The following is a 20,501-nucleotide window of genomic DNA, read 5'->3' as shown; positions in this document are numbered from 1 at the left end:
TGTCACGCTTACTAGCCGAGGAGTTTGTCTTCGACTAGCTCAATTTCGTTCTTTAGTTTGGCAATGAATTTTAGCTTACGAACTCGGTCTGCGGCTTCAGCCCATAGACCATCATCAAGCTCTTGCTCGACGCTTGCCAGATGCTGTTTGTACATTTTGCTGACCTTAGAGTCGAAGTCAAAAAGCGCCGATTCAGGATCGGACTTGTCAGCAATCTCTTCCAGTTCTTCGCGCAGTTCCATTTGCTCCATTAAGAACATCGGATCTTGCATTGTTTGCTGTTCACCTCGGATCTCAACACCTTGCTCTGCGAGGATATACTCGGCGCGAGAAATAGGATTTTTCAGAACTTGATAGGCATCGTTGATTTGCGCCGCCTTTTGCACCGCCATCAAACGGTCACGTTCTGAGCCCGTTGCAAAGTTATCCGGGTGGAAGCGTTTTTGTAGTTCTCGGAACTGAGAAGAAAGAAGGCTACCATCCAGCGTAAACTGACTTGGTAGCCCAAATAATTCAAAGTGATTCATTAAGTTCGGGTCCTAGTAAAGCCTTCCGGACTCGTTTGCCCAGAAGGACAATCAATTAGACGTTGAAGCTTTCACCACAACCACATTCACTTTTCGCGTTAGGGTTGTTGAATTCAAAACCTTCATTCAACCCTTCTTTCACGTAATCCAATTCAGTACCATCTAGGTACACTAAGCTCTTTTGATCGATGATAATTTTCACTCCAGAGAGTTCAAATACTTCGTCTTCTTCATTGAGCTCATCAACAAACTCAAGTACGTATGCCATGCCGGAACAGCCAGTCGTCTTCACTCCAAGACGTAAACCGATACCTTTGCCTCGGTTATCTAGGAATGCTCTTACGCGACTTGCCGCTGATTCTGTCATTGTGATGGCCATACTGCACCTTAGTCTGTCTAAATTTCGATTGGAATGGGAGCGTCAAAGCTCCCATTATATTACGGAATAATTATTCTTGGTGTTTTTTCTTGTAGTCAGCAACCGCTGCTTTGATTGCATCTTCAGCAAGAATAGAACAGTGAACTTTCACTGGTGGAAGCTCTAGCTCTTCAGCAATCTCAGAGTTTTTAATTGCTGCCGCTTCATCAACTGACTTACCTTTTACCCACTCAGTTACTAGTGAGCTTGATGCGATTGCACTACCACAACCGTATGTTTTGAACTTCGCATCTTCGATGATACCTTCAGGTGTCACTTTGATTTGAAGCTTCATTACGTCACCACACGCAGGAGCGCCAACCATGCCGCTACCTACTGATGGATCTTCTTTATCGAATGAACCAACGTTACGTGGGTTCTCGTAGTGATCAATTACTTTTTCGCTGTATGCCATGATAAATTACCTCGAATCCTCTATTTCAATCCCTGAGATTAATGGTGAGCCCATTCAACAGTGCTCAAATCAATCCCTTCTTTGTACATATCCCATAGAGGAGACATGTCGCGTAGCTTAGTCACTGCAACGCGGATTTGTTCAATTGCGTAATCAATTTCTTCTTCAGTCGTGAAACGACCAAACGAGAAACGAACCGAGCTGTGAGCCAATTCGTCATCCATGCCTAGGGCACGAAGAACGTAAGAAGGCTCAAGGCTTGCAGACGTACAAGCACTACCAGAAGATACCGCTAGATCTTTAAGCGACATTAGTAGTGATTCACCTTCTACGAATGCGAAACTGATGTTTAGGTTGTGTGGTACACGCTGCTCAAAGTCACCGTTTACCGTCACTGCTTCTAAGTCTTTCACGCCATCAAAAAGACGGTTACGAAGCGCTAAAGCATGATCGTAATCTTTTTGCATGTCTTCTTTTGCAATGCGGAATGCTTCACCCATACCTACGATTTGGTGAGTAGGAAGTGTACCAGAGCGGAAACCACGCTCATGACCGCCACCGTGCATTTGCGCTTCAAGACGAATACGAGGCTTACGACGTACGTAAAGTGCACCGATACCTTTAGGGCCGTATACTTTGTGAGCAGAAAGTGAAATTAGATCAACTTTCATCTCTTGAACGTCGATTGGTAATTTACCTGCAGATTGCGCAGCGTCCACGTGGAAAACAATTTTACGCTCACGGCACAGTTCGCCGATCGCTGTAATGTCTTGAACCACACCAATCTCGTTATTTACATGCATAATAGACACAAGCACGGTGTCATCACGCATGGCTGCTCTAAGCTTCTCTAGATCGATCAAGCCATTTGATTCTGGCTCAAGGTAAGTCACTTCAAAGCCTTCACGCTCAAGTTGACGACATGGGTCAAGAACGGCTTTGTGCTCTGTTTTACAAGTGATTACGTGCTTGCCTTTCTTCGAGTAAAAGTGCGCTGCACCTTTAATCGCAAGGTTGTCTGATTCCGTCGCACCAGATGTAAATACGATTTCGCGAGGATCTGCATTTAGAAGGTCAGCAATTTGCTCACGAGCAGTATCGACCGCTTCTTCTGCCTGCCAGCCGTAACGGTGCGAACGTGACGCTGGGTTGCCAAATGTGCCATCCATTGTCATGTACTGAACCATTTTTTCAGCAACACGTGGATCAACTGGACATGTAGCGGAATAATCAAGATAAATCGGCAGTTTCATTCTCTACTCCAATGTAAAAAGCTGACCGCTAAGAGCGGACGTTTACACCGATGGGCGCGGCGGTTGTATTTTTGTTTGATAGCCCATGGGTTACCGCCAGATCAATGTCCTGACGATCAGAAATTTCGAGTACTTCATTGTCTGTCATCAACTCACCAAGAGTGATGTTATTCAAAAAGTCACTAATGCGAGAGCTTAGGTCACGCCACAGCGTGTGAGTAAGGCAACGTGTTCCACCTTGGCAATCTCCTTTACCTTGGCATTTGGTTGCATCTACTGACTCATCAACGGCAGCAATCACGGTACCAATAGCGATACTGTGAGCGTCGGCACCAAGTCGGTAACCACCACCAGGACCACGAACGCTGGCAACGAGACCTGCTTTACGCAATTTTGAAAATAGCTGCTCTAAGTAAGAGAGCGAGATCCCTTGACGCTCTGAAATATCAGCCAGAGGTACAGGGTTTTGTTGCGAATGCAGTGCCACATCCAGCATGGCTGTCACCGCATATCTTCCTTTAGATGTAAGTTTCATACCACACCGTATCCACATGGTTTGTAATGGTTAAGATTTTTCCATACCTGAGTAATTTGGTCAAGTATTTATTTGACCATTTTACTCAGGTATTCATCCTTACACCTAAAGTGGTTATTGTTTACTCAGAACTTCTTTTCTATCGAAGTCAAAACGCCTCGTAGAATATTAAGTTCTTGGGTTTCTGGTCGAGCACGAGAGAACAAACGGCGCAACTTATTCATCACCTGTCCAGGTTGCTCTTTGTTAATAAACTGGGTCTCAACCATCACCTTTTCAAGATGCTCAAAGAACATTTCGAGTTCTCGATGACGCGGGTATTCTTCCGATTCATTTGGGGAAAACTGGCTTTGCTCTAAGTTCAAGTGTGCAACTCGCACTTCGTAACTGAGAGTTTGTACAGCCATTGCTAGGTTAAGCGAGCTGTACTCAGGATTAGCGGGAATACAAACATGGTAGTGGCACTTTTGTAGCTCTTCGTTTGTCAAACCAGTTCTTTCTCGGCCAAACACGAGCGCAACCGGATGCTTTCGGCCTTCAACTGCAAATTTCTCACCGCATTCACGTGGCTCGAGCATTGGCCATTCTAATGTACGAGAGCGGGCGCTAGAACCCACAACAAGGCCACAATCTTCAACCGCTTCTTCTAATGTGCCGACAATCTTTGCATTTTGAGCAATATCACCAGCACCCGCAGCTAAAGCAAGAGTTTGTTCATCCACTTCACATTGTGGATCGACTAATACTAGTTGGTTTAAACCCATCACTTTCATTGCTCGAGCTGCTGAGCCAATATTGCCTGAATGAGAGGTACCTACGAGTACAATTTTTACTTGATCCAACATCTGTGTTTGCTACCTAAATTAAAACCGCAGAATGTTATCATAGTTTTTTAAGACACCCTAGAGGCAAGCAGACCTCTCTTCTCATTCTTGGTTATTGTTCTCGTCCGCAGTATGCTCTGTACACTCAACTAGCCGCATTTAGAACAAAAAATAACCACTTCCCTTTTTAATTATCTCTGGTATACTCGCCGCCGCTTTCATTTGTTCTTTAACATCCGTTGGGAAATTCGTATGCATCCAATGCTAAACATTGCTATTCGCGCTGCGCGAAAGGCAGGCAATCATATTGCTAAATCATTAGAAAACACTGATAAAGTAGAATCTACTCTTAAAGGCACTAATGACTTTGTCACTAACGTAGACAAAGAAGCAGAATACATCATCATCGATACTATCAAGCAGTCTTACCCTGAGCACTGTATCGTTGCTGAAGAACAAGGTCTTATCGAAGGTAAAGATAAAGACGTACAATGGATCATCGACCCACTGGATGGCACCACTAACTTTGTAAAAGGTTACCCAACTTTCGCGGTTTCTATCGCTGTTCGTATTAAGGGCAAAACTGAAGTTGCTTGTGTTTACGATCCAATGCAAAACGAGCTATTCACTGCACAACGCGGTGCCGGCGCTCAACTAAACAGTGCACGTATTCGTGTTGCTCAACTAAAAGACCTTCAAGGTACTGTTCTAGCAACAGGCTTCCCATTCAAGCAGAAACAACACGCTGAGTCTTACATCAAGATCGTTGGTGCGCTATTCACTGAGTGTGCTGATTTCCGTCGTAGCGGCTCTGCTGCTCTAGACCTTTGTTACGTGGCTGCTGGCCGTGTTGATGGTTACTTCGAACTAGGCCTAAAACCTTGGGATATGGCAGCAGGTGAGCTTATTGCTCGTGAAGCTGGCGCAATCCTAACAGACTTTGCTGGCGGCACTGACTACATGAAGTCTGGTAACATCGTTGCTTCAAGCGCTCGTGGCGTAAAATCTATCCTTAAGCACATCCGCGAAAACGGTAACAGCGCGATCCTTAAGTAAGATTTGAAAGTCATATTTAGCCCGTCACGCTGATGACTTTAGAAAGCCCCGCTCATTGAGCTGGGCTTTTTTGTATCTACTGCTCCGTATCGACTTAGCTGTAGCTGAAGGCTCTTCATACAGAGATGCTCTACAAGCTCACTACTCTATTCAGATACAAAAAAACCGCTGATTGTTCAGCGGTTTTTGTTTTCGGTTTTCAATCTGCCTTATGGCATTTCGTCGAACTCTGCACCTTCTTTTTCTACTTGAGGTGGCATCAAGTGCTCTTTCTGGATACCCAGTTTTAGAGCCAGTGCTGATGCTACGTAGATAGAAGAGTAAGTACCTACAGTGATACCGAGTAAAAGTGCGGTTGCAAAGCCGTGAATCATAGCACCACCCTGCATGAACAGTGCAATTACCACGAACAACGTCGTACCAGATGTAATCAATGTACGGCTCAACGTTTGAGTGATTGAGGCGTCCATAATGTCTGAAGGTTCGCCCTTACGCATCTTACGGAAGTTTTCACGAATCCGGTCAAATACAACGATGGTATCGTTGAGTGAGTAGCCCACAACCGTCAGTAGCGCAGCTACGATGGTCAGGTCAACTTCAATTTGTAGAAACGAGAAGACACCTAGCGTGATAATAATATCGTGAGCCAATGCCATTACCGCACCAGCCGCTAGACGCCATTCAAATCGCATCGATACATAAAGCAGGATACAGATCAGCGATACCAAGATCGCTAGACCACCAGCTTCTGTTAGCTCATCACCAACGTTGGGACCTACGAACTCAATACGACGCATTTCTACGCTTTCGCCAGTACCATCTTTGATAGCACCAATGATTTGGTTACCTAGCGTTTCACCAGAAACGTCATCACGTGGACGAAGACGAACCATGACTTCACGAGCACTGCCGAAGTTTTGTACTGTCGCATCGCCAAAGCCTTTTGAATCTAGTGCTGCACGAATCTCTTCAAGGTTTGCTGGCTGTTCAAAACCGACCTCGATAAGCGTACCGCCAGTGAAATCTAGACCCCAATTAAGCCACTTGGTTGACAAAGTGAAGATAGAAGCAGCAATCATTATAATTGAAAAAACGAATGCTACTTTCGACCAACGCATAAAGCCGATCGTCTTCTCTGCTTTTAGAATTTGAAACATATTAATTCCCAGCCTTAGATCGACAATTTATCAACGCGTTTGCCACCGTAGATCAGGTTCACGATACAACGTGTACCAATAATGGCGGTGAACATTGAAGTTAAGATACCGATAGATAGAGTAACTGCGAAACCTTTCACCGCACCTGTACCGACCGCAAATAGAATGATTGCAGTAATTAGTGTTGTGATGTTCGCATCAGCAATCGTGCTGAATGCATTCGCATAACCTTGGTGAATCGCTTGTTGTGGACTACGTCCATCACGAATTTCTTCACGGATACGCTCGAAGATCAGTACGTTCGCATCAACCGCCATACCGACTGTTAACACAATACCGGCTATCCCTGGAAGCGTCATGGTAGCGCCTGGAATCATCGACATAACACCAATGATAAGCACTAAGTTTGCCATTAGAGCAATGTTTGCAATCAAACCAAAGCCGCGGTAGTAAAGCAGCGTAAATAGCATTACGGCAACCATACCCCAGATACATGCTTGGATACCCATATCGATGTTTTGCTGGCCCATTGATGGACCAATGGTACGTTCTTCAACGATAGAGATAGGTGCAATCAGCGCACCAGCACGTAGTAAAAGTGCTAGGTTGTGTGCTTCTGCAGCAGAGTCGATACCTGTGATACGGAAGTTACGACCAAGAGCCGATTGAATCGTTGCTTGGTTGATGACTTCTTCATGCTTATCCAGAATAACTTTGCCTTCAGGCGTACGACGGCCACTGTCTTTGTATTCTGCAAACACGGTAGCCATTAGCTTACCAATGTTCTTCTTAGAGAACGCAGACATCTTATTACCACCTTCGCTGTCTAGCGAGATGTTAACTTGTGGACGACCATATTCATCAACACTTGAGCTTGCATCTGTGATGCTTTGACCGCCAAGAATAACGCGCTTCTTAAGCACAACTGGGCGACCATCACGGTCCATCTTGATTTCACTACCTGCTGGCGCACGACCATTTGCCGCTGCCGATAGGTCAGCTTTATCATCAACTTCACGGAATTCAAGCGTTGCCGTAGCTCCGAGAATTTCTTTTGCACGAGCAGTATCTTGAACACCAGGCAGTTCAACTACAATGCGACTAGCACCTTGACGTTGAACCAATGGTTCCGCAACACCTAGTTCGTTGACACGATTACGTAAAATCGTAATGTTTTGCTCAACAGCATAGTTACGGATCTCTTGTAAACGTTGCTCAGTAAAGGTTGCAGTAAGAGCGTAACGGCCATTTGAATCAGAATCGACAAAAATCATGTCCGGGTGATTCTTTTCTAGCGTTGCTTTCGCTTCTGCTAATTGCTCTTCGTTACGCAACAACACTTCTACCGCTTCTTTTCCAGAAGGGCGGATTGCACGGTAACGAATCTTGGCGTCACGAAGTTCGCTACGGAAAGCTTCTTCTTGTTGACCAACAAGCTTTTCCATCGCTGCATCCATATCCACTTCCATTAAGAAGTGAACACCACCGCGAAGGTCAAGACCTAGCTTCAATGGTGACGCGCCAATCGCTTCTAGCCAATCGGGTGTAGAAGGTGCAAGGTTAAGTGCAACAATTGTGTCTTTGCCTAGCGCTTCGCTGATGACATCACGAGCACTGATTTGTGTGTCAGTGTCGTTAAAACGAACAAGAATTGATCCATCTTCGAGAGCAATGGATTTATGAGAAAGTTGCTCTTTGTTAAGAGCGGTAGTGACAGCATCCAGCGTTGACATATCTACAGAGGCGCCACGCGCCCCTGTAACTTGAATAGCCGGATCTTCACCGTAGATATTTGGAAGTGCGTATAACGCAGCGGTGATGATGGCAAAAAGCACCATCAAGTACTTCCATAATGGATAACGGTTTAGCACAGCGAGGATCCTTTAGCTGTTTTATAGAGACTTAAGCGTACCTTTTGGTAGCACTGCAGTGATGAAGTCTTTCTTGATTACTACTTCATTGTTCGCGTTAAGCTCAATTGAAATGTAGTCATTGTCTTCAGCAATCTTAGTGATTTTACCCACTAGGCCACCGCTAGTTAAAACTTCGTCGCCTTTGCCCATAGAAGCCATTAGGTTTTTGTGTTCTTTTACGCGTTTCGCTTGTGGGCGGTAAATCATGAAGTAAAAGATCACTGCGAACATGCCAAGCATGATTAGCATTTCAAAACCACCGCCTGCTGGCGCGCCTTCTGCTGCTGCGTGAGCCTGAGAAATAAACATTAAAACATCCTCATTATATTTTATTGATAATCAAACAAATTGGGCTTTCGCATTTTAGATTCAAGTCTGAGAGTAACTAATAGAGATCGCTCTCTCAAAAATAACGTGCGTTAGCCTACTTTATTAGCAAAAGCCTCTGGCGACATGCCAAAGGCTTTAATTCTTTTAGTTTTTCAATTACTGCTCTTTTGCTAGTGGTGGCACTTCACGGCCACGACGATCATAGAACTCAGTAACAAATTCATCGAAGCGATCTTCATCAATTGCTTTACGAATGCTTTCCATCAGACGCTGGTAGTAACGCAGGTTATGGATTGTATTCAAGCGAGCGCCTAAGATTTCATTACAACGCTCTAAATGGTGAAGGTACGACTTGCTGTAGTTTTGACAAGTGTAACAGTCACAATGCGGATCCAATGGTGTTGTATCCGTTTTATGTTTCGCATTACGGATCTTGATCACACCACCAGTCACAAATAAGTGACCATTACGTGCGTTACGCGTTGGCATTACACAGTCAAACATGTCGATACCACGACGAACACCTTCAACCAAGTCTTCTGGCTTACCTACGCCCATCAAGTAGCGAGGTTTGTCTTCAGGAAGTTGAGGACAAGTATGCTCAAGAATACGGTGCATGTCTTCTTTAGGCTCACCTACTGCCAAACCACCAACCGCGTAACCGTCAAAACCGATTTCCGTTAGACCTTTTACCGACACATCACGTAAATCTTCGTAAACACCACCTTGAACAATACCAAATAGGTTGTTCGGGTTTTCTAGCTTCTCGAAATGGTCACGTGAACGCTGTGCCCAGCGTAATGACATTTCCATCGATTTCTTCGCTTCATCGTGTGTCGCTGGGTAAGGCGTACACTCGTCAAAAATCATAACGATGTCAGAGCCCAGGTCTTTTTGAATTTCCATCGACTTTTCTGCGTCCATGAAAATCTTGTCACCGTTTACTGGGTTACGAAAGTGAACACCCTCTTCAGTGATCGTACGCATCTTACCAAGGCTGAATACTTGGAAGCCGCCTGAATCAGTAAGAATAGGACCGTGCCAGTTCATAAAATCGTGCAGGTCACCGTGCATTTTCATCACTTCTTGACCAGGACGTAGCCACAGGTGGAACGTATTACCTAGCAGAATTTCTGCACCAGTACCTTTTACTTCTTCTGGTGTCATACCTTTAACGGTACCGTAAGTACCTACTGGCATGAACGCAGGAGTTTGAACAGTGCCGCGTTCGAAAGTCAGTTGACCACGACGTGCATTGCCGTTTTTCTTCTTAAGATCGAATTTTAATTTCACGATGCCTCCGGGTGTCAGAGAAACAGTCTGACTGAGTGTTTAGGGCTCTACCCTACTTTAAGGAGCGGTCGCTTTTCCTTGCGAGAGACAAAGCAATGGATGCTTTATTTCCTAGCTTACTGCTAGCACTCGTAAATCTATTTTTAACTACGCCGTTTTCTTCTTGATGAACATTGAATCGCCATACGAGAAGAAACGGTATTTGTTTTCCACCGCATGTTTGTAAGCATTCATGGTGTTCTCGTATCCAGCAAATGCACTCACCAACATGATCAGTGTTGATTCAGGCAAGTGGAAGTTTGTGATCAAGCAATCCACCAACTGATATTCGTAACCAGGGAAAATAAAGATTTCTGTATCGCCAAAGAATGGGGCCAGCTCAGTCCCTTTTTGCAATGCGTCTTGCGCTGCACTTTCAAGTGAACGCACAGATGTGGTACCAACAGCAATAATTCGTCCGCCACGCGCTTTCGTCGCTTTAATTGCTTCGACGACTTCTTGTGGTACTTCTACGTACTCGGCATGCATGTGGTGATCGTTGATATTTTCCACTTTTACTGGCTGGAATGTACCCGCCCCAACGTGCAAAGTAACGTAAGCAAACTCTGCACCTTTCGCTTTGATTTTCTCCAAGAGAACATCATCAAAGTGAAGGCCCGCCGTCGGTGCCGCAACCGCACCTGGCTTTTGATTATATACCGTTTGGTAACGCTCTTTATCTGCATCTTCGTCTGGACGGTCGATGTAAGGAGGAAGCGGCATATGGCCGATTTCTTCCAGAATTTCTAGTACCGTCTTATCAGAACTAAATTTCAGTTCAAATAAAGCATCATGGCGTGCAACCATTTCTGCTGAATATTCATCATTCTCGCCAACAATAATGGTTGTACCTGGTTTTGGTGATTTAGAGCAACGAACGTGCGCTAGGATGCTTTTCTCATCCAACATGCGCTCCACCAGCACTTCTAATTTACCGCCCGATTCCTTGCGGCCAAAAAGACGAGCAGGAATAACACGAGTATTATTAAACACCACTAAGTCACCGGGTTGCACTTGGCCCAATACATCAGTAAATGTGCCATCAATGAGCTCTCCGGTATTGCCGTCCATTTGCAGCAGTCGGCTAGCGGTACGCTCTGGTTGAGGGTAGCGAGCGATGAGTTCATCTGGAAGGTCGAAATGGAAATCTGATACTTGCATGTTACTTGTCTTATCTATTGGTCAAATCACGTCTAGGCGACGATAAAATTGCGACGAGTTTTTCGCAGCAGACTAGTATATGTTTACATGCTGCAATAGCAAGCAAATCACCAGAATATAGCAGTAAAAGCCATGGTGAAGAGTGTAATAAAACGTGAAAAGCCTCGATTACTTGGCACTATTTTTAATTTGAGCCCAAAAGAGAGAACATGAAAAAAGCAAAGCAGCGTATACCGCTGCTTATTAGTTTGGCATTCCAATCGCCCTATCAAACCTCACGCTTTCGCCACAAGAATAACGGCACGAATAAACCCAATAACCAAAACCCTAGACTGCCACCTTCATCATCTGAGCCTTTGAAATCACAGTTATTGGTCGCAATGCCATCGTGACACTCTTTATTGTCACCACTTTCATTGTTAGCACTTTTGATAAAATTCGGCGCAATGATGTAACGACTTGGTGGCGCATCGGCAGTGATGTAAGACTGTACCCAGTCGTAATAGTGGCTCACCTTGGTGTAGAAACTTGGGATCGTCAAAGAGCCACACGTTGGTAGAATAAGGGGGCCGCCACTAACAATACCAATTTGTTTGCCGGTCGCCACATCGACCAACGGGCCACCACTGTCACCTTTACATGCAGAGTTGCCATATTGAGTATGGCTATCTGGCTCCAATACATGGTTTTGTGTTGGTAGCGTACAAATTTTGGTTTGGTTGTCTCTTGAATCAATGATCCCCGGAAAACTGCTGCCAATTTCTAAACGCTCATAACATTTGTCGATGGGTAAAAATGTGCTAATGGTGGTTTTGAGCGTATTAGAAGGTTCAGAAGCATCCGGCTGAGTAGTCCCCCATCCAAACACTTGCACATTTTCGACACGTTGATTGGTCAGGTAATTATCATTCCAATCCGCCACCAAACGTGCTTCGATACTCTCCATGTCAACTTTACTCGCTAGGTCAGCAAAGCTCGCGTTTGCCACTGGGCGCGTGAGATACAGCAACGCGATGTCTGAATCTAAACCGGTTTGGATAGGTTTCACGTTGCCATTACTGTCGGTCTCAGCTTTTGAAATCCGAGTGTAATCCGGATGAACCACAACGTGAGACACCGGATAGAAGTTATCAAGCCCTGCAGAATTAAGTTCATACACATTCGCATTCACCGACAGCTCACCCGGCGGGGTCACATAGTAGGTTGCTTCATTGGTTCCTTGTCCCATCACCACACAGTGCGCCGCAGTCAGTACCCATTGCTCTGTCAGCATCGTTCCCCCACACAGCGGAAACTCTGCCATATTACTTGCTCGCAAAGTAACGCGGTCAACAGGATCGGTTTGTTCATCTCCTAACACAATCGCCTGTGTTGATGGCACACTGAATGCCGCCACTGCCAGCGCAATAAGTTTGTTACACGTTGTTCGTTTCATCTAGGTTGCTGTCTTCAATTTGGTAAGCCTGGACGTATCTTCTTCGAGAGAAGAATCTTGGAAAATCCAGCGAATAAAAATGTGCGATTCAATTCATTGGATTACCTTGGGGACACATTCAATATCAACTAAAAATGCCAACTGACTCGCACACAAACCGACTTATTCAAATTAATAAAAACACCAATAAAACACAGATTACGCAGCCCATCAGCATTGTGCTATTTAATTGATGAAAAACGAGTTAGCTCCCAGATATACAGAAAAATATTCTCTATATTTAAGAGAAGGACGATGCCGCTGGAGGTCTCTATGATCAAGGTTGAAGACATGATGACTCGTAATCCTCATACCTTACTGCGCACGCACACCTTGCGTGATGCAAAAAGCATGATGGATGCGCTTGATATTCGACACATTCCGGTTGTTGATGCCAATAACCACTTACAAGGCTTGGTGACTCAACGCGACATTCTTGCTGCTCAAGAATCGAGCTTGCACCCAGATGAGGCTGAACAATCTTTTACTTTAGACACACCGCTCTACGAAATGATGCACACCAATATCATGACGGCAGAGCCTATCGCGGGGCTCAAAGAGAGCGCTATCTATATGCAAAAGCATAAAGTTGGCTGTCTACCTGTTGTCACCAAAGGTCGATTGGTCGGCATTATTACTGATAGTGACTTCGTGACGATTGCGATTAACTTATTGGAACTACAAGAAGAAGTGGAACCTGAAGAAATCGAGCAGGAAGAGTAGTACGCAAGCGTATTCTCTTTGTTGTAAGTTTCGTTTTTACACCGGTTAAACGAAAAAAGAGCGGCAGGGTTGCCGCTCAAAATGCCATTACTGACGCTGATTAAGGAAGTGTTTCTCTGCCAATTAGAATTGGTCTTCTTCGGTCGAACCTGTCAATGCTGTCACTGAAGAGTTACCACCTTGGATAGTATTGGTCATTCTATCGAAGTAACCTGTACCTACTTCTTGTTGGTGCGCAACAAACGTATAGCCTTTTTCAGCTGCTTGGAATTCAGGACGCTGAACTTTCTCAACATAATGACGCATACCTTCACCTTGAGCGTAAGCGTGCGCCAGTTCAAACATGTTGAACCACATGTTGTGAATGCCTGCTAGCGTGATGAATTGGTACTTGTAGCCCATGTCTGCAAGCTCTTGTTGGAACTTAGCAATAGTTTCTGCATCTAGGTTTTTCTCCCAGTTGAATGAAGGCGAGCAGTTGTACGCCAACAATTGATCTGGGTATTCAGCGTGAATTGCTTCTGCAAACTTACGTGCTTCTTCCAAACATGGCGTAGCCGTTTCACACCAAATCAAGTCTGCATATGGTGCGTAAGCCAGGCCGCGAGAGATAGCTTGGTCGATACCCGCGCGAACGCGGTAGAAACCTTCTTGAGTACGCTCACCTTCAATAAAGTCTTTATCATATGGGTCGCAATCTGAAGTAATGAGATCCGCCGCATTCGCATCAGTACGAGCAATAACTAATGTTGTTGTACCCGCTACGTCAGCAGCCAAACGAGCTGCAACGAGCTTTTGTACCGCTTCTTGCGTAGGAACTAATACCTTACCACCCATATGGCCACACTTTTTCACCGATGCTAACTGGTCTTCAAAGTGAACGCCCGCGGCACCGGCTTCGATCATCGATTTCATTAGTTCGTAAGCGTTAAGCACACCACCAAAGCCCGCTTCAGCATCCGCTACGATAGGTAGGAAGTAATCAATACCACCTTCATCTTCAGGCGTCTTACCAGCAGCCCACTGAATTTGGTCTGCACGACGGAATGAGTTGTTGATACGCTTGACTACTGACGGTACAGAATCTACTGGGTAAAGAGATTGGTCTGGATACATCGTCGAGGCGGTGTTGTTATCCGCCGCTACCTGCCAGCCTGACAAGTAAATCGCTTCAATACCTGCTTTAGCTTGTTGAACCGCTTGACCACCCGTTAGCGCACCAAGACAGTTTACGTAACCTTTTTTCGCACTACCGTTGACCAGTGACCAAAGTTTGTCTGCACCACGTTGTGCAATTGTGTTTGCAGGCACCATAGAGCCACGCAGTTCCACCACTTCCTCGGCAGTGTAAGTACGCTTCACATTTTTCCAGCGTGGGTTAGTTGCCCAGTCTTTTTCCAGAGCTTCAATTTGTTGGCGGCGAGTTAAGTTAGTCATTGGTCTATCCCTCTTTATAATTTGCACTTTATGCGTGTGCGTTGAGTTTCCGTTCTCAGGCAGTACTTCCCTATCTGCCTTGAAAATCCTTCACGTTATTGGTGTTACAGTTATTCTTTATTAATCCAGGTAGTCATAACCAGGAACTGTCAAAAAGTTGGTCAGTTCATCGCTCGTCGTCAGCCTTGCCATTAAGTCTGCTGCTTCTTCAAATCGACCCGCATGGTAGCGCTGCTCGCCAATTTCTTGCTTCACGACTTCAATCTCCTCTTTGAGATAGAGCTCGAACAGCTCTTTAGTGACCTTTAATCCGTTGTCTAGCGACTTGCCGTGTTGAATCCATTGCCAGATAGAGGCGCGTGAGATTTCTGCCGTTGCTGCGTCTTCCATCAGTCCGTAAATCGGCACACAACCATTGCCAGAAATCCAAGCTTCGATGTATTGCAGCGCAACGCGAATATTGTGGCGCATTCCGCCTTCAGTGCGCTCGCCTTCACAAGGCTCAAGCAGTTCAGCGGCTGTAATAGGCGCATCCTCTGCACGGCTCACATCCAACTGGTTGGTGCGTTCACCCAGCACAGCACTAAAGACTTCCATAGCAGTGTCAGCCAAACCTGGATGAGCCACCCAAGTACCGTCGTGGCCGTTGTTAGCTTCTAACGATTTGTCAGTCTGGATCTTGTCTAATACTTTTTGATTCTCTTTCGGGTCTTTAGCTGGGATAAATGCGGCCATTCCTCCCATCGCGAAAGCACCTCGTTTATGGCAAGTACGTACCAATAATCGCGAGTAAGCGTTTAAGAATGGCTTGTCCATCGTTACCACTTGGCGATCTGGCAGTACTCGGTCTGAGTGTTTTTTCAATGTTTTGATATAGCTAAAGATGTAATCCCAGCGACCACAGTTCAAACCAACGATGTGTTCTTTAAGCGAGAACAGAATCTCGTCCATTTCGAATACCGCTGGTAAGGTTTCAATCAGCACAGTCGCTTTGATGGTGCCTGTATCCAAACCGAAGTAGTCTTCCGTGAAATGGAACACTTCGCTCCACCACTTCGCTTCGTGATGCGATTGCAGTTTTGGAAGGTAGAAATAAGGGCCACTGCCTTTTTGAAGTAACGCTTTGTAGTTGTTATAGAAATACAGAGCGAAATCGAATAGCGCACCTGGAATGATCTGACCGTGCCACGTAACGTGTTTTTCTTTTAAATGAAGGCCGCGAACACGGCAGATCAACACCGCTGGGTCATCTTCCAGCTGATAATGTTTGCCATTGCCAGGATTGGTGTAACTGATGGTGCCATTAACAGCATCGCGCAAGTTAATTTGACCGTCCAGCACTTTACTCCATGCAGGAGACATTGAATCTTCGAAGTCTGCCATGAACACTTTTACATTCGCATTCAGTGCGTTAATCACCATCTTGCGGTCAGTTGGTCCGGTAATCTCCACACGGCGATCTTGCAGATCTTGTGGGATTCCTAGGATCTTCCAACTTCCTTCACGGATGTCTTGTGTCTCTGGTAGAAAATCTGGTAGCTCACCAGCATCAATACGTGCTTGCTTCTCTTCTCTTGCTTCCAGCAACTGTTCAACGCGTCCGGCAAATTTTTCACACAGTAGAGATAAAAAGGTTTGGGCTTCAACAGGGAAAATTGCTTGATGTTCTGGAGCAACGACTCCATTCACCTCAAGCATGCCTTGGGTTTGCTTTAGTTGTTGTGTTTTTTGTTCTGTCTGAGCAAGCATAATCATTCATCCTTAACGTGCTTTATCAATCTTGGGCAGTCAGCGTAAAGCTACATTTGTAAGTTATGAACAACAAATTACATCCTTTAACTTTGTGTTCAACTCGTCTAGCCATGCCGATAGATTGCGTAATGCTACGTGTATTTTCAATCTAGACATAAGTCGTATCGGCCTTTAAATAAGCTATATCAACAAAGGGTTTAGTGAAACCCCCAATATAAACAAAACAGAAAATTCAAAGTTTTATCCCGCAAGGTAAAAACCATCTATCAAGCGCCTTATTTTGTAAGTTATTACGTAATAAAATTACATTAAATTTAAAGTCGTTTTATCATTTCAAACAAGCGTATGAATATAGACTGGTAAACAAACACCTTGTATTCACAAGGGCTGAAGAGATGGATTTAAACAGGGGTCAAACAAGGTATGCAGGGCTTTGTGTAAAATTAACATTGTGAAATTTCACTATTTTATGAAAGCTTCATCAAAGAAGAGCTGTAAAATTTTACAAGTCAAAGTTTACCAACAGAATAAAATACTAGAAAGCGCACTGTTTCCAGTGCGCTTTTAGATAAATAATGGAGAAGTAAGGGCTAATACTAATAGCTAAAGCAGCTCTGAAACGACTTCTGCAAGTTGATTAAATGTTTTCGTTCTTGACGAGCTCGGACGCCAAACTAAGCCGATTTCGCGATAAGCTTGTTTACCTGGAGGATCGATCACGACTAAATTCTGGTTATGCAGCAAGCCATGGTCGATAGCCATTTGAGGAATGAACGTTGTTCCCAAACCATTCGCAACCATTTGCACCAGTGTATGGAGGCTGGTTGCCGTAAACGGATTGATTTTTTCTTTGTCTGTTAATTTACACGCTGATACCGCATGTTCCGTTAAGCAATGTTCTTTCTCTAGTAGAAAGACGGATTCGTCAGGTAAATCCGCGTAACGAATCGGCACAGGGACCGATTGGGCTTGATTAGCGCTTATAACCATTCGAAACGGATCCTTACCCACTACTCGGCTTTCCATCCCATCAATTTCGACTGGTAACGCTAAAATAAGCACATCCAGCTCACCATGTCTGAGCGCTTGAAGTAAGTTTGTCGTCGTGTCTTCTCTTAATAAAAGATTCAGTTGTGGAAAACGGTAGTTCACCTCTTGTACCAAATCACACAGTAAAAACGGAGCAATTGTTGGTATACATCCTACTTTTAGCTGGCCTTGCATATCGTCGCCTTGGCACATACGTCCAAGCTCGACCAAATCTTGCCCTTTTGCTAACAGCTCTCGCCCCTGCTTTACTACCATTTCTCCTGTTTGGGTAAAAACCAGTGGACTTTTCTTATCTTTCTTTTCATATAAGGGACAACCTATCAATTCCTCTAAGTTTTGAATACCCTTACTTAAAGTCGACTGACTGACAAAACAACGCTCTGCAGCGTCACTAAAATGTCTTGTTTCATGCAGTGTGACTAAATAGTGTAACTGCTTCAAACTGGGCCATTTATTCATAATTGTATTTGTATCTACCGCCGTTCCAGTGATCGAGTTAAGAGTTTTGTTATTATCGTTTTTTTCGATTAACTCAATCTATTTATTTCGCTTTTTTCAATACTACAATCTGTACTATAGTTTGTCTCGTACAAACACGAACCAAACCGACACAACTGAATTCGGTTTGGAGCTAACCATACTTTTTAGGAGCAAAAAAATGGTACTAGTAGGTCGTCAAGCCCCTGATTTTACTGCAGCAGCTGTTCTAGGTAACGGTGAAATCGTTGAAAACTTCAACTTTGCAGAGTTCACTAAAGGTAAGAAAGCAGTAGTATTCTTCTACCCACTAGATTTCACTTTCGTTTGCCCATCTGAGCTAATCGCATTCGACAACCGTCTAGCTGACTTCCAAGCTAAAGGTGTTGAAGTAATCGGTGTTTCTATCGATTCTCAGTTCTCTCACAACGCATGGCGTAACACTGCTATCGAAGATGGCGGTATCGGTCAAGTTAAGTACCCACTAGTTGCTGACGTTAAGCACGAAATCTGTAAAGCTTACGACGTTGAGCACCCAGAAGCAGGCGTTGCTTTCCGTGGTTCTTTCCTAATCGACGAAGAAGGCGTTGTACGTCACCAAGTAGTTAACGACCTACCACTAGGCCGTAACATCGACGAAATGCTACGCATGGTTGACGCTCTTAACTTCCACCAGAAGCACGGCGAAGTATGTCCTGCACAATGGGAAGAAGGTAAAGCAGGTATGGACGCATCTCCAAAAGGTGTTGCAGCGTTCCTATCTGAGCACGCAGCTGACCTAGGCAAAAAATAATAGACCTTCACCCTAGCTCAACGGGTGTGATGGTTGGATGTATATAAAGCAATAAGCTAATGCGGAAAACCGCAAACGCCAATCAGTCTAAGTAAAGTCCTATCAAAGCCCAGAGCCTCTGCTCTGGGCTTTCTTTTTCCTTCAGATAAACCGCCAAAATGAGGTAACGCTTTAGCGTAAACTTTACCTCTATTTATCATCCCCTCCATACAGATTCTGCTTACTGGCCCTGTTAATATCTTAGCCACAACACTTATTTGTAACGTTAGCAGGATGAATGAACGTGGTTACTCACCTAGAAGTCTGTATTGATAATATTGAATCTCTGCACTACGCCATTGCTGGCGGCGCCACTCGGATTGAACTTTGCTCCTCTTTGGCTTTAGGCGGACTAACACCCAGTTATGGCTTTATGCAGCAAGCGGCTAAGCTTTCTAGTGTTCCAGTTTATGCCATGATCCGCCCACGCCAAGGTGACTTCTTCTACAATGAAGAAGAGATCGAAATGATGCGTTGGGATATTGAAGCAGCTCACCAATCAGGCTTGAGCGGTGTCGTGTTCGGCGTGCTCACTCAAGACGGTGATATTCATATGCCTTACGCGGCTGCGCTGTGTGAATTTGCTCAAGCGCTTGGCTTAGGCGTGACCTTCCATCGTTCCTTTGACCAGTGTCGTGACGCTGAAAAAGCTTTGGAAGAAGTGATCAGCTTAGGTTGTGAACGTATTTTAACCTCCGGTCTTGCGCCTTCAGCACCACAAGGGATCGATGTGCTTAGAGCTTTGGTTAAGCAAGCCCAAGGACGCATAGCAATCATGGCGGGTGCTGGCGTTAATGCGAGTAACGTACGTGAGCTAGTAGAAGACACTCAAGTTCCTGAAATCCATCTGTCAGGCAAAACCACACGCCCTAGCCAAATGACCTTTGTTGCTGAACAAAGCAAAATGGGCGCATCCGATGTCGATGATTTTTTAATCCCCATCACAAGTACACAAGCCATTACCGATGTCGTAGCAGCTCTCAAATAGACCACCGTAACCTCACGCGCATAGCTTTTGAGTGCTAACATATTGTTTATCAAGGAGTGAGGAAATGTGTATGTCTAAATTGAAGAAAAAGGAATACGAAAAGGAGCTCAAAAACCTTCAAGTTGAGCTCGTAAAACTTCAAGAGTGGGTCAAACACAAAGGGTTAAAAGTGGTGGTTCTGTTTGAAGGACGTGATGCTGCGGGCAAAGGCGGAGTGATAAAGCGAATTACAGAAAAGCTAAACCCGCGTGTTTGTCGCGTAGTGGCTCTGCCTGCACCGACAGAAAAAGAAAAAACGCAATGGTACTTCCAACGTTACGTCGCTCATTTACCATCTGCTGGTGAAATCGTTTTATTTGACCGAAGTTGGTATAACCGAGCAGGTGTCGAAAAAGTCATGGGGTTCTGTACTCCAGACGAATACGAGGAGTTTTTACGCTCTTGCCCTGAATTCGAGAGAATGTTGCAACGATCTGGGATTATTCTGATTAAGTATTGGTTTTCGGTTTCAGACGAAGAGCAGGAAAAACGTTTTCTAGGTCGAATTAATACGCCGATCAAACGTTGGAAATTCAGCCCAATGGATTTAGAGTCACGTCATCGCTGGGCGGAGTATTCGGAAGCAAAAGATAAGATGTTTGCCTATACAGACACGAAAAACTGCCCTTGGTGGGTCGTCCCTTCTGATGACAAAAAGAAAGCGCGCTTGAACTGTATCAGTCATTTACTAAGCCAGATTGACTACAAAGCACTTGAGTACTCACCCATCGAATTACCTGAACTCAATAAAGAAGGTTACGTCAGAGCGCCCATTGATGATCAGACCTTCGTTCCTGATAAATATTGA

20 protein-coding genes are annotated in these 20,501 nt (G+C 44.8%); 5 read left to right on the top strand and 15 right to left on the bottom strand.

What is annotated here, in order from left to right; genetic code table 11:
* Positions 1–11 precede the first annotated feature (11 nt).
* The 6 genes from hscB to trmJ form a co-directional block, all read right to left on the bottom strand.
* Positions 12–527: a co-chaperone HscB gene (gene hscB / locus R7R24_RS21300; protein WP_054579027.1), complete on the bottom strand. Its 516-nt coding sequence runs from the start codon at positions 525–527 to the stop codon at positions 12–14.
* A gap of 55 nt (positions 528–582) precedes the next feature.
* Positions 583–906, bottom strand: a complete 324-nt coding sequence (iscA, locus tag R7R24_RS21295; RefSeq protein ID WP_005381717.1) for an iron-sulfur cluster assembly protein IscA — start codon at positions 904–906, stop codon at positions 583–585.
* Between the two features lie 70 nt (positions 907–976).
* Positions 977–1,360, bottom strand: coding sequence for a Fe-S cluster assembly scaffold IscU (iscU, locus tag R7R24_RS21290; RefSeq protein ID WP_005381718.1), 384 nt, complete (start codon positions 1,358–1,360; stop codon positions 977–979).
* A 38-nt stretch (positions 1,361–1,398) separates the two neighbouring features.
* Entirely contained in the window at positions 1,399–2,613 is a 1,215-nt protein-coding gene (locus R7R24_RS21285; protein ID WP_005381719.1) for an IscS subfamily cysteine desulfurase, read from the bottom strand.
* A 28-nt stretch (positions 2,614–2,641) separates the two neighbouring features.
* The gene (gene iscR, locus R7R24_RS21280) at positions 2,642–3,148 is read right to left on the bottom strand and encodes a Fe-S cluster assembly transcriptional regulator IscR (protein WP_005381720.1); all 507 of its coding nucleotides are present in this window, start codon (positions 3,146–3,148) and stop codon (positions 2,642–2,644) included.
* Between the two features lie 125 nt (positions 3,149–3,273).
* Positions 3,274–3,993, bottom strand: a complete 720-nt coding sequence (gene trmJ / locus R7R24_RS21275) for a tRNA (cytosine(32)/uridine(32)-2'-O)-methyltransferase TrmJ (protein WP_005383693.1) — start codon at positions 3,991–3,993, stop codon at positions 3,274–3,276.
* A gap of 231 nt (positions 3,994–4,224) precedes the next feature.
* On the opposite strand from trmJ, the gene suhB reads away from it, so the two are divergent.
* The gene (suhB, locus tag R7R24_RS21270) at positions 4,225–5,028 is read left to right on the top strand and encodes an inositol-1-monophosphatase (RefSeq protein WP_005381722.1); all 804 of its coding nucleotides are present in this window, start codon (positions 4,225–4,227) and stop codon (positions 5,026–5,028) included.
* 209 nt (positions 5,029–5,237) lie between these two features.
* Here suhB and secF read toward each other — a convergent pair whose 3' ends face one another.
* The 6 genes from secF to R7R24_RS21240 all read right to left on the bottom strand — a co-directional run bounded on the left by secF (position 5,238) and on the right by R7R24_RS21240 (position 12,356).
* Positions 5,238–6,185 (bottom strand): protein translocase subunit SecF, encoded by a 948-nt coding sequence (gene secF / locus R7R24_RS21265; RefSeq protein WP_005383689.1) that lies wholly within the window; start codon positions 6,183–6,185, stop codon positions 5,238–5,240.
* Positions 6,186–6,199: 14 nt separating this feature from the next.
* Positions 6,200–8,056 carry a protein translocase subunit SecD gene (gene secD / locus R7R24_RS21260; RefSeq protein ID WP_005381724.1) on the bottom strand — a complete coding sequence of 619 codons (1,857 nt, stop codon included), beginning with the start codon at positions 8,054–8,056 and terminating at the stop codon, positions 6,200–6,202.
* Between the two features lie 21 nt (positions 8,057–8,077).
* On the bottom strand, positions 8,078–8,407 hold the full coding sequence (gene yajC / locus R7R24_RS21255; RefSeq protein WP_005381725.1) for a preprotein translocase subunit YajC: 330 nt from the start codon (positions 8,405–8,407) through the stop codon (positions 8,078–8,080).
* 177 nt (positions 8,408–8,584) lie between these two features.
* On the bottom strand, positions 8,585–9,721 hold the full coding sequence (gene tgt / locus R7R24_RS21250) for a tRNA guanosine(34) transglycosylase Tgt (protein WP_054575095.1): 1,137 nt from the start codon (positions 9,719–9,721) through the stop codon (positions 8,585–8,587).
* Positions 9,722–9,868: 147 nt separating this feature from the next.
* Positions 9,869–10,921 (bottom strand): tRNA preQ1(34) S-adenosylmethionine ribosyltransferase-isomerase QueA, encoded by a 1,053-nt coding sequence (gene queA, locus R7R24_RS21245; protein ID WP_005381728.1) that lies wholly within the window; start codon positions 10,919–10,921, stop codon positions 9,869–9,871.
* Positions 10,922–11,189: 268 nt separating this feature from the next.
* Positions 11,190–12,356 (bottom strand): trypsin-like serine protease, encoded by a 1,167-nt coding sequence (locus R7R24_RS21240; protein ID WP_053302967.1) that lies wholly within the window; start codon positions 12,354–12,356, stop codon positions 11,190–11,192.
* Positions 12,357–12,668: 312 nt separating this feature from the next.
* Here R7R24_RS21240 and R7R24_RS21235 point away from each other — a divergent pair, with 312 nt between their 5' ends.
* On the top strand, positions 12,669–13,118 hold the full coding sequence (locus tag R7R24_RS21235) for a CBS domain-containing protein (protein WP_017820562.1): 450 nt from the start codon (positions 12,669–12,671) through the stop codon (positions 13,116–13,118).
* Between the two features lie 123 nt (positions 13,119–13,241).
* Here R7R24_RS21235 and aceA read toward each other — a convergent pair whose 3' ends face one another.
* The 3 genes from aceA to R7R24_RS21220 form a co-directional block, all read right to left on the bottom strand.
* Entirely contained in the window at positions 13,242–14,555 is a 1,314-nt protein-coding gene (gene aceA / locus R7R24_RS21230; RefSeq protein WP_005381733.1) for an isocitrate lyase, read from the bottom strand.
* Between the two features lie 120 nt (positions 14,556–14,675).
* The gene (gene aceB, locus R7R24_RS21225; RefSeq protein WP_017820561.1) at positions 14,676–16,304 is read right to left on the bottom strand and encodes a malate synthase A; all 1,629 of its coding nucleotides are present in this window, start codon (positions 16,302–16,304) and stop codon (positions 14,676–14,678) included.
* A 606-nt stretch (positions 16,305–16,910) separates the two neighbouring features.
* Complete coding sequence (locus R7R24_RS21220; RefSeq protein ID WP_005383681.1) at positions 16,911–17,816, bottom strand: hydrogen peroxide-inducible genes activator; 906 nt, start codon at positions 17,814–17,816, stop codon at positions 16,911–16,913.
* A 199-nt stretch (positions 17,817–18,015) separates the two neighbouring features.
* Here R7R24_RS21220 and R7R24_RS21215 point away from each other — a divergent pair, with 199 nt between their 5' ends.
* The 3 genes from R7R24_RS21215 (at position 18,016) to ppk2 (ending at position 20,501) form a co-directional block, all read left to right on the top strand.
* Positions 18,016–18,627 carry a peroxiredoxin C gene (locus R7R24_RS21215; RefSeq protein WP_005381738.1) on the top strand — a complete coding sequence of 204 codons (612 nt, stop codon included), beginning with the start codon at positions 18,016–18,018 and terminating at the stop codon, positions 18,625–18,627.
* Positions 18,628–18,910: 283 nt separating this feature from the next.
* Complete coding sequence (locus R7R24_RS21210) at positions 18,911–19,654, top strand: copper homeostasis protein CutC (protein ID WP_148299889.1); 744 nt, start codon at positions 18,911–18,913, stop codon at positions 19,652–19,654.
* 70 nt (positions 19,655–19,724) lie between these two features.
* The gene (gene ppk2, locus R7R24_RS21205; protein ID WP_005381743.1) at positions 19,725–20,501 is read left to right on the top strand and encodes a polyphosphate kinase 2; all 777 of its coding nucleotides are present in this window, start codon (positions 19,725–19,727) and stop codon (positions 20,499–20,501) included.

The organism is Vibrio sp. 704 (genome assembly GCF_033339295.1).
This window is presented reverse-complemented; position numbering and strand designations above follow the sequence as displayed.

Coding starts and splice junctions, on each gene's coding strand:
- hscB (WP_054579027.1), bottom strand. CDS start 527: ATGAATCACTTTGAATTATTTGGGCTACCAAGTCAGTTTACGCTGGAT.
- suhB (WP_005381722.1), top strand. CDS start 4,225: ATGCATCCAATGCTAAACATTGCTATTCGCGCTGCGCGAAAGGCAGGC.
- yajC (WP_005381725.1), bottom strand. CDS start 8,407: ATGTTTATTTCTCAGGCTCACGCAGCAGCAGAAGGCGCGCCAGCAGGC.
- R7R24_RS21285 (WP_005381719.1), bottom strand. CDS start 2,613: ATGAAACTGCCGATTTATCTTGATTATTCCGCTACATGTCCAGTTGAT.
- iscA (WP_005381717.1), bottom strand. CDS start 906: ATGGCCATCACAATGACAGAATCAGCGGCAAGTCGCGTAAGAGCATTC.
- trmJ (WP_005383693.1), bottom strand. CDS start 3,993: ATGTTGGATCAAGTAAAAATTGTACTCGTAGGTACCTCTCATTCAGGC.
- R7R24_RS21240 (WP_053302967.1), bottom strand. CDS start 12,356: ATGAAACGAACAACGTGTAACAAACTTATTGCGCTGGCAGTGGCGGCA.
- R7R24_RS21235 (WP_017820562.1), top strand. CDS start 12,669: ATGATCAAGGTTGAAGACATGATGACTCGTAATCCTCATACCTTACTG.
- queA (WP_005381728.1), bottom strand. CDS start 10,921: ATGCAAGTATCAGATTTCCATTTCGACCTTCCAGATGAACTCATCGCT.
- aceB (WP_017820561.1), bottom strand. CDS start 16,304: ATGCTTGCTCAGACAGAACAAAAAACACAACAACTAAAGCAAACCCAA.
- aceA (WP_005381733.1), bottom strand. CDS start 14,555: ATGACTAACTTAACTCGCCGCCAACAAATTGAAGCTCTGGAAAAAGAC.
- iscU (WP_005381718.1), bottom strand. CDS start 1,360: ATGGCATACAGCGAAAAAGTAATTGATCACTACGAGAACCCACGTAAC.
- ppk2 (WP_005381743.1), top strand. CDS start 19,725: ATGTCTAAATTGAAGAAAAAGGAATACGAAAAGGAGCTCAAAAACCTT.
- R7R24_RS21220 (WP_005383681.1), bottom strand. CDS start 17,816: ATGAATAAATGGCCCAGTTTGAAGCAGTTACACTATTTAGTCACACTG.
- iscR (WP_005381720.1), bottom strand. CDS start 3,148: ATGAAACTTACATCTAAAGGAAGATATGCGGTGACAGCCATGCTGGAT.
- R7R24_RS21215 (WP_005381738.1), top strand. CDS start 18,016: ATGGTACTAGTAGGTCGTCAAGCCCCTGATTTTACTGCAGCAGCTGTT.
- secF (WP_005383689.1), bottom strand. CDS start 6,185: ATGTTTCAAATTCTAAAAGCAGAGAAGACGATCGGCTTTATGCGTTGG.